At 72.8% G+C, this 6,804-nt stretch carries 5 protein-coding genes and 1 pseudogene; 1 reads left to right on the forward strand and 5 read right to left on the reverse strand.

The window, feature by feature from the left end; translation table 11 throughout:
* The 5 genes from KMS84_RS37225 to KMS84_RS37245 all read right to left on the reverse strand — a co-directional run.
* On the reverse strand, positions 1 to 1,545 hold a 1,545-nt coding region (locus KMS84_RS37225; RefSeq protein WP_256920980.1), incomplete at its 3' end, for a sensor histidine kinase.
* Between the two features lie 109 nt (positions 1,546 to 1,654).
* On the reverse strand, positions 1,655 to 2,878 hold the full coding sequence (locus tag KMS84_RS37230) for a PP2C family protein-serine/threonine phosphatase (protein WP_256920976.1): 1,224 nt from the start codon (positions 2,876 to 2,878) through the stop codon (positions 1,655 to 1,657).
* A gap of 225 nt (positions 2,879 to 3,103) precedes the next feature.
* Positions 3,104 to 4,261 (reverse strand): sugar ABC transporter permease, encoded by a 1,158-nt coding sequence (locus KMS84_RS37235; RefSeq protein ID WP_256920977.1) that lies wholly within the window; start codon positions 4,259 to 4,261, stop codon positions 3,104 to 3,106.
* A 209-nt stretch (positions 4,262 to 4,470) separates the two neighbouring features.
* Entirely contained in the window at positions 4,471 to 5,250 is a 780-nt protein-coding gene (locus KMS84_RS37240) for an ATP-binding cassette domain-containing protein (protein ID WP_256920978.1), read from the reverse strand.
* Positions 5,251 to 5,284: 34 nt separating this feature from the next.
* Positions 5,285 to 6,400 carry a sugar ABC transporter substrate-binding protein gene (locus tag KMS84_RS37245; protein WP_256920979.1) on the reverse strand — a complete coding sequence of 372 codons (1,116 nt, stop codon included), beginning with the start codon at positions 6,398 to 6,400 and terminating at the stop codon, positions 5,285 to 5,287.
* 252 nt (positions 6,401 to 6,652) lie between these two features.
* Here KMS84_RS37245 and KMS84_RS37250 point away from each other — a divergent pair.
* Positions 6,653 to 6,804, forward strand: a pseudogene (locus KMS84_RS37250) (alcohol dehydrogenase catalytic domain-containing protein); the annotation flags it as partial.

Here is a 6,804-nt window from a genome sequence, read left to right on the forward strand (position 1 = left end):
GGCCACGGCCGCGGCCGTGGCCGGCGCGGTCGCTGCGGGGGCGGGCGTCGGGGCGGCGGAGGGCAGGGTGAAGCAGAAGCGGGTGCCCTCGGTGTGGTCGGTGTCGAGCCAGATCCTGCCGCCGTGGTACTCGACGATCTTCTTGCACAGGGCCAGGCCGATGCCGGTGCCTCCGTAGGCGTCCCGGCTGTGCAGCCGCTGGAAGATGACGAACACCTTCTCCGCGAACTGGGCCGGGACGCCGATGCCGTTGTCGGTGACGGACAGCCGCCAGGTGTCCGGGGTCTCGGGGTCGGGCCCGCAGGTGACGCGCACCAGGGGGGCACGGTCGGGGTGACGGAACTTGAGGGCGTTGCCGACCAGGTTCTGCCACAGCATGGTGAACAGCGTCGGGTCTCCGACGACCTCGGGCAGCGGGTCCGGCCGGTCGATGCGGGCGCCGGACTCCTCGACGGCGGTCGTGAGGTTCGTCAGCGCCTTGTCGAGCGTCTGGTCGAGGGCGACGGGCAGCTGGGCGTCGTTGACCCGCCCGACCCGGGAGAAGGTGAGCAGGTCGTTGATGAGGACCTGCATGCGCTTGGCGCCGTCGACGGCGAAGTCGACGTACTGCAGGCCCCGTTCGTCGAGCTTGTCGCCGTACCGCTTCTCCAGGAGCTGGCAGAACGAGGCGACCTTGCGCAGCGGCTCCTGCAAATCGTGCGAGGCCACATAGGCGAACTGCTCCAACTCCGCGTTGGAGCGCCGCAGTTCGACGGCCTGGGCGTCCAGGTCGGCGGTCTGCCGGGTGAGGACGTCCCGCTGACTGCGGGAGGCCTCCAGCTCGGCGACGATCTGCTGGCGCATGCCCTCGACGTCCGCGGCCACCCCGGCCAGGTCCGCCGGGCCGGCGGAGGGGATCACATGGTCGAAGTCGCCGTCGGCCACCTGCCGGGACGCCCTGCGCAGGGCCTCCAGCGGACGGGTCACGAGCATGCGGACGAGCACCGCCAGGACCAGTCCCGTCAGCAGGAAGACGGCCACCATGCCGATCAGGACCGCGTTGCGCAGCTTGCGCTCGTGCGACAGCCTGGCCCGGCCGTCGCGGACGGCCTGCGTCAGGTCCGCGTTCTGGTGCGTCCACAGCGCCCGCAGGTGGTCGAAGGACTCCTTGCCGCGGTCCGCCGTGCGCTGGTCCACGGGCCGGGGCCGGCCCGGGACGACCGCGGCGACGAGCGGTTCGGCGTAGCCGCTCCGCCAGGCCGCGGCGCCCTGCTCGACCGCCTTCAGGTCGGCGAGGAGCCCGGGGCGGTCGGCGACGAGAGCGCGCAGACGGGCGGCCGCCGCGGTCTCGTCGTGCCGGCCCCTGACGTACGGCTCCAGGAACTGCCGGTCGGCGGCGCTCGCGTACCCCCGCACCCCGGTCTCCTGGTTGACCAGCGCCGCCTGCACGCGGTACGCCTCGGTCTGCGCCGGCTGGACGTGCCGCAGGAGCTGGTCGCTCACCTGCGCCGTCCGGTCCAGCATGTTCGCGCCCACCACCGTGCCGACGACCACCACCAGCATCATCAGCGCCAGGACCAGGTAGAACCAGCTCTGCACCGTGAGCCGGCGCACTGTCCAGGTCCTGGCCGTCACGTCCGTCGTCCTTCGTCGCGCCACCGCTCGCCCCACTCGTTCAGTTCCAGCACAGGTGGATCAGGGCCACGTCGTCGGCCAGGCCGCCCTGCGACTCGGCCAGGGCCCCGACCCGCTCGATCAGCCGGTCGACGAACGGTTCCGGCGCCAGTGCGGCGCCCTCCCGGGCGAGGGCCAGCAGCCCGTCCTCGCCGAGTCGCTCGGCCCCGCGGCCCACGTGCCCCTCGAACAGGCCGTCGGTGAAGAGGACCACCCCCGCGCCCGCGGGCACCTCCAGCTCCGCCACCGGCCAGTGCGCTCCGCCCGGTATGACGCCCAGCGCCGGACCGCCGGGCGGCTGCGCCCACTCGGTCCCGTGGCCGGTGCGCAGCAGCAGGCCGTGGTGGCCCGCACGCACCAGCCGGGCGCGCTGCTCCCCGGGGACGGCGGTGAGGCTGACGAGCGTCGCGAAGACGTCGCTGCGGGCGCGCTCCGCCAGCAGGATCTCCTCCAGCCGCTCCACCTGCTCGGCGCCGGTGACACCGCAGAACACCAGGGTGCGCCAGGCGATCCGCAGGGCGACGCCCAGGGCCGCCTCGTCCGGGCCGTGCCCGGAGACGTCCCCGACCAGCGCGTGCACCGTGCCGTCGGGGCTCTGCACGATGTCGTAGAAGTCGCCCCCGAGCAGCGCCTGCGCCCGCCCGGGAAGGTAGCGGGCCACGACGTCGACGTCGTCGCCGCGCAGGAGGGGGCGGGGGAGCAGCCCGCGCTCCAGACGGGCGTTCTCCTGCGCCTGCATCCGGCTGGCCTGCAACGCCACGGCGGCCTGTTCGCCCTGCTTGCGCTGGATCGCGTAGCGCACCGCCCGCCCGAACAGCTCGGGCTCCACGCGCCCCTTGACCAGGTAGTCCTGCGCGCCGCCGGCGACCGCGGCCAGCCCGGTCAGCTCCTCGGCCAGACCGGTGAGCACCACGATGGCCACCTGGTCGGCGTGCGCCTTGACGCGGGACACGGCCTCCAGGCCCTGGGCGTCCGGCAGGTGCAGGTCGAGCAGCACGCAGTCGGGCGTCTCGGTCGCGAGCACCTCGACGGCCTCCGCCATCGAGCGCACCCACCGCAGACGCATCTTCAGCGCGCTGTCGGCGACCAGCTCCTCCACCAGCAGCGCGTCGCCCGGGTCGTCCTCGACCAGGAGGACCGACGGCTCCCACCACTCCCACTCGGCCACGCCGTCCCACCGCGCGTCCGACGGCAGCTCCGCGTCATCGGCCTGCGACGACATCATGGTCCCGACCTTCCCACCCCTACGCGCCGCATCCCCCGATATTGTCGGATGACAACAGTCGAGAGGATACCCGTACGGGTGAGTCACCTCGCCGCGGGCGCACCGGCCCCGTCGCGCACCGGAGCGCACGCCTGCCCGGGGGCAGGCAACTCCCTTGCCCCACAGGGTAGTTCGGAGCGGACGAAAGTGTGCCCGCCGACCGACGAGATCCGGCCCGGCGCCAGGTCAGGGACGCCCGCGCGCGAGCGCGGCCCGCCGCGCCAGCGAGTCCAGGACGACCGCGACGTAGAGCACCCCGCCCGTGACGATGAACTGGATCGGCGAGTCGACGCCCAGCAGCGCCATGCCGGAGGCGATCGACTGGATGATCAGCACGCCCAGCAGCGCGGACCAGGGCGAGCCGCGCCCGCCGAACAGACTCGTGCCGCCGATGACCGCGGCGGCGACCGCGTTGATCAGCAGCATCCCGGACCCCGGGACCTGGCTCGCCGAGGTGAGCCGGGACGCCACGAACAGGCCGCCGGCCGCCGCCAGGGTTCCGGACGCCACGAACACCGCGATCCGCACGCGCGTCACGTCGACGCCCGCCCGCCGGGCCGCCTCCACGCCGCCGCCGACGGCGAGGACCCGTCGCCCGTAGGGCGTGCGGCGCAGGAACAGATCCGAGGCGACGACGACCGCGAGGAAGAGCAGCAGCGCCAGCGGCACCCCTTCGAACCGTCCGAGGACGTGGACGGCGGTGAAGGTGGCCGCCGCCAGGAGCGCGGTGCGCACCCAGATCCGGCCCACCGGCGCGTACGGCATCCCGGCCGCCGTGCGCCGTCTGCGGTCGCGGAGGGCGACGAGCAGGTACGCGGCCGTGGCGAGCGAGGCGACACCGTAGCCGGCGACGGCGGTGCCGAAGTAGCGGCTGGTCAGCGTGGCCACCAACCCGGTCTCGCTGAAGTTGATGGAGGTCTCGGTCCCCAGCAGGTAGAGCATCACGCCGTTCCAGGCCAGCAGGCCCGCGAGGGTGACGACGAACGCCGGAACGCCGATCCTGGCGAACGAGTACCCGTGGAGGGCCCCGGCGGCCGCGCCGCAGGCCACCGCCACCAGCACGGCGAGCCACTCGGGCATCCCGAGGTTCACGTTCAGCGACGCGAACACCGCGCCCGCCAGACCGGCGAGCGAGCCCACCGACAGGTCGATCTCGCCGATCAGCAGCACGAAGACGATGCCGACGGCGATCACGCCGGTCCCGACGATGTCCACGCTGAGCACGGACAGGTTGCGCGGCGAGAGGAAGTTGCCGTTGAGGCTCTGGAAGACCGCCCAGGTGACCGCGAGGGCGAGCAGGGCGGGGAGCGGGCCGAGATCGCCCTCGCGCAGTCTGCGGCGCATCGCCCGGGTGTGGACCCCGAGCCGCTCGGCGGGTCCCGGGCGCTCGGCCGACCCTGGCCGGGCCTCGGGCGCGTCGGACCGCGGGGCGCCGGGTGGTCGTGGCGTGTCGGGCCGTTCGGGGCCGCGCTGTCCAGGGTCCGGCCGTCCCGGGTCGCAGGACGGTGTGTCGGCGGCGGGCCTCCGGGGCCGCCGCATCCACCCGGCGCCCCTCACGGCCAGGTCTCTTCCGGGTGGGTGGTGCGCTGCGCGACGGAGTTGTCCGCCGCGCCGGTGATGGAGGAGATGATCTGTTCCTGGGAGGTCGTGTTCACGTCGAACAGCCCGTTGTTGCGTCCCAGCCGCAGCACGGCGACCCGGTCGGCGACGGCCTTGATGTCGCCCATGTTGTGGCTGATGAGGAGGACGCCGAGCCCCCGGTCGCGCAGGGCCTCGATGAGGTCGAGGAGCTGGCCGGTCTGCTCGACGCCCAGGGAGGCGGTGGGTTCGTCGAGGAGCAGCAGCCGGGGCTCGCCGAGCAGCGAACGGGTGATCGCGACGACCTGGCGCTGACCGCCGGACAGGGAGGCCACCGGAACCCGCACGTCGGGGATCCGGATGGACAGGGTGTGCAGCAGCTCGCGGGTGCGGCGCTCCATCTCCACCTCGTCCAGCACGCCGAGCCGGTGGATCTCCCGGCCGAGGAAGAGGTTCCCGACGACGTCGAGGTTGTCGCACATCGCGAGGTCCTGGTAGACGGTGGCGATGCCGAGGACGTGGGCGTCCTGGGGGCGTCTGATCTGGATGGCGCTGCCCTGCCACTCGATGACCCCCCTGTCGGCGGGCCCGACCCCCGAGATGACCTTGACCAGGGTGGACTTCCCCGCGGCGTTGTCGCCCATCAGGGCGACCACCTCGCCGCCGCTGATCTCCAGCTCGACGTCCATGAGCGCCTGTACGGCGGCGAACCGCTTGGACACTCCGCGCAGCGTCAGCAGGGGCGGAACCGGCACGGGGCCACCTCCTTCCTCTCTCCGGGCGTGCCGGTCACGGAGTGATTCCGGCCCTGGCGCAGGCGGACCGCAGGTTCGGGGTGCAGATCTGGGCCGTGGTGTACATACCGTCCTTCACCAGAGTGTCCTTGATGTCACCGACCGTCACCGGGACCGACGGGAGCAGGACGGTGGGGATGTCCTCGACGGTGGCGTTGTCGACGGTCCCGGTGGCGACGGAGGCGGCCGACCTGCCGCGGCCGAGGGCGACGGCCATCCGCACGGCGGCGTCCGCCGCCGACTTGTAGGGCTTGTAGACGGTCATGTACTGGTCGCCCCCGACGATGCGCCGTACGGCGGCGAGGTCGGCGTCCTGCCCGGTGACCGGGGGCAGTGGTCTGACCTGGGCGGCGTTGAGCGCGGAGATCACGGCGCCGGCGAGACTGTCGTTGGCGGCAAGGACCCCGTCGATACGGCCCGCGCCCAGGGCGGCGACGGCGCCCCGCATGTCGGCGAACGCGTTCTCGGGCCGCCAGCCGACGGTGTCGTAGGACTTGCCGATCCTCACCTTGCCCGCGAGGACGGAGAGCGCCCCGCGCTTGAACCAGCCGGCGTTGGGGTCGGTCGTGGCGCCGTTCATCATGACGATCTGTCCGCCGTGCGCCTTCGCGCCCATCGCCTTGAGGAGCGCGGCTCCCTGTAGTTTGCCGACCTTCGCGCCGTCGAAGGTGACGTACCCGGAGATCGGGCCCTCGGCGAGCCGGTCGTAGGCCACGACGGGGATGCCGGCGCGGTGGGCCGCCTCCACCGAGGGGCGCAGCAGCTGCGGGTCGACGGCCGCGATGATCAGGACGTCCACTCCTCTGGTGATCATGGATTCGAGCTGCTGCCGTTGCACCGCCGGGTCCGGGGTGGCGGCCACGGTGGTCGGGCAGCTCGGGCAGAGCTCCCTGAGCTTCTTCTCGATGAGGGGCCTGTCGAACTGTCCGAAGCGGGAGGCGCCGCCCCCGGGCAGCAGCAGACCGACGGTGGGACTGCCGCCCCCCTTGTCCCCGCCGCCTCCGGCCGTACAGGCCCCGGCCAGGGTCAGGGCGGCGGCGACCGCGGCGGCCGTGCACGCACGGGCGCGCGACCTGCCTCTCACGGCCGGACGGCCGACACCGAGACCCATGTTCGGTTCCTTATGAATTGTCCGGTTCCCTCACGAAATGAGTATCCGCTGCCAAGCGTAGCCAAGCCCTCGCTCGGGTTCCGTCCGGGGTGGCGCGCGAGGCGGCTCCCCCTGGATCCCCTGCGACCCGGAGAGCGTGCCTGAGTCCTTGACCCCGGCTCGGCGCTCCCCGATGCTGTGTTGCGGCACGTGGAGTGTGTGCCGCAATGAGCAACACCATCCGCTGAATCTCTCATCTGTCGAGGAGTGGCCATGGCTCACCAGGTCCGTGCTGTCGTCGCGCGGGGCAAGGGCGCCCCCGTCAGTCTGGAGACGATCGTCGTGCCCGACCCGGGTCCGGGCGAGGCGGTGGTGAAGGTTCAGGCCTGCGGGGTCTGTCACACCGACCTGCATTACAAGCAGGG

The organism is Streptomyces hilarionis (assembly GCF_024539675.1).
Lineage (GTDB): Bacteria > Actinomycetota > Actinomycetes > Streptomycetales > Streptomycetaceae > Streptomyces > Streptomyces hilarionis.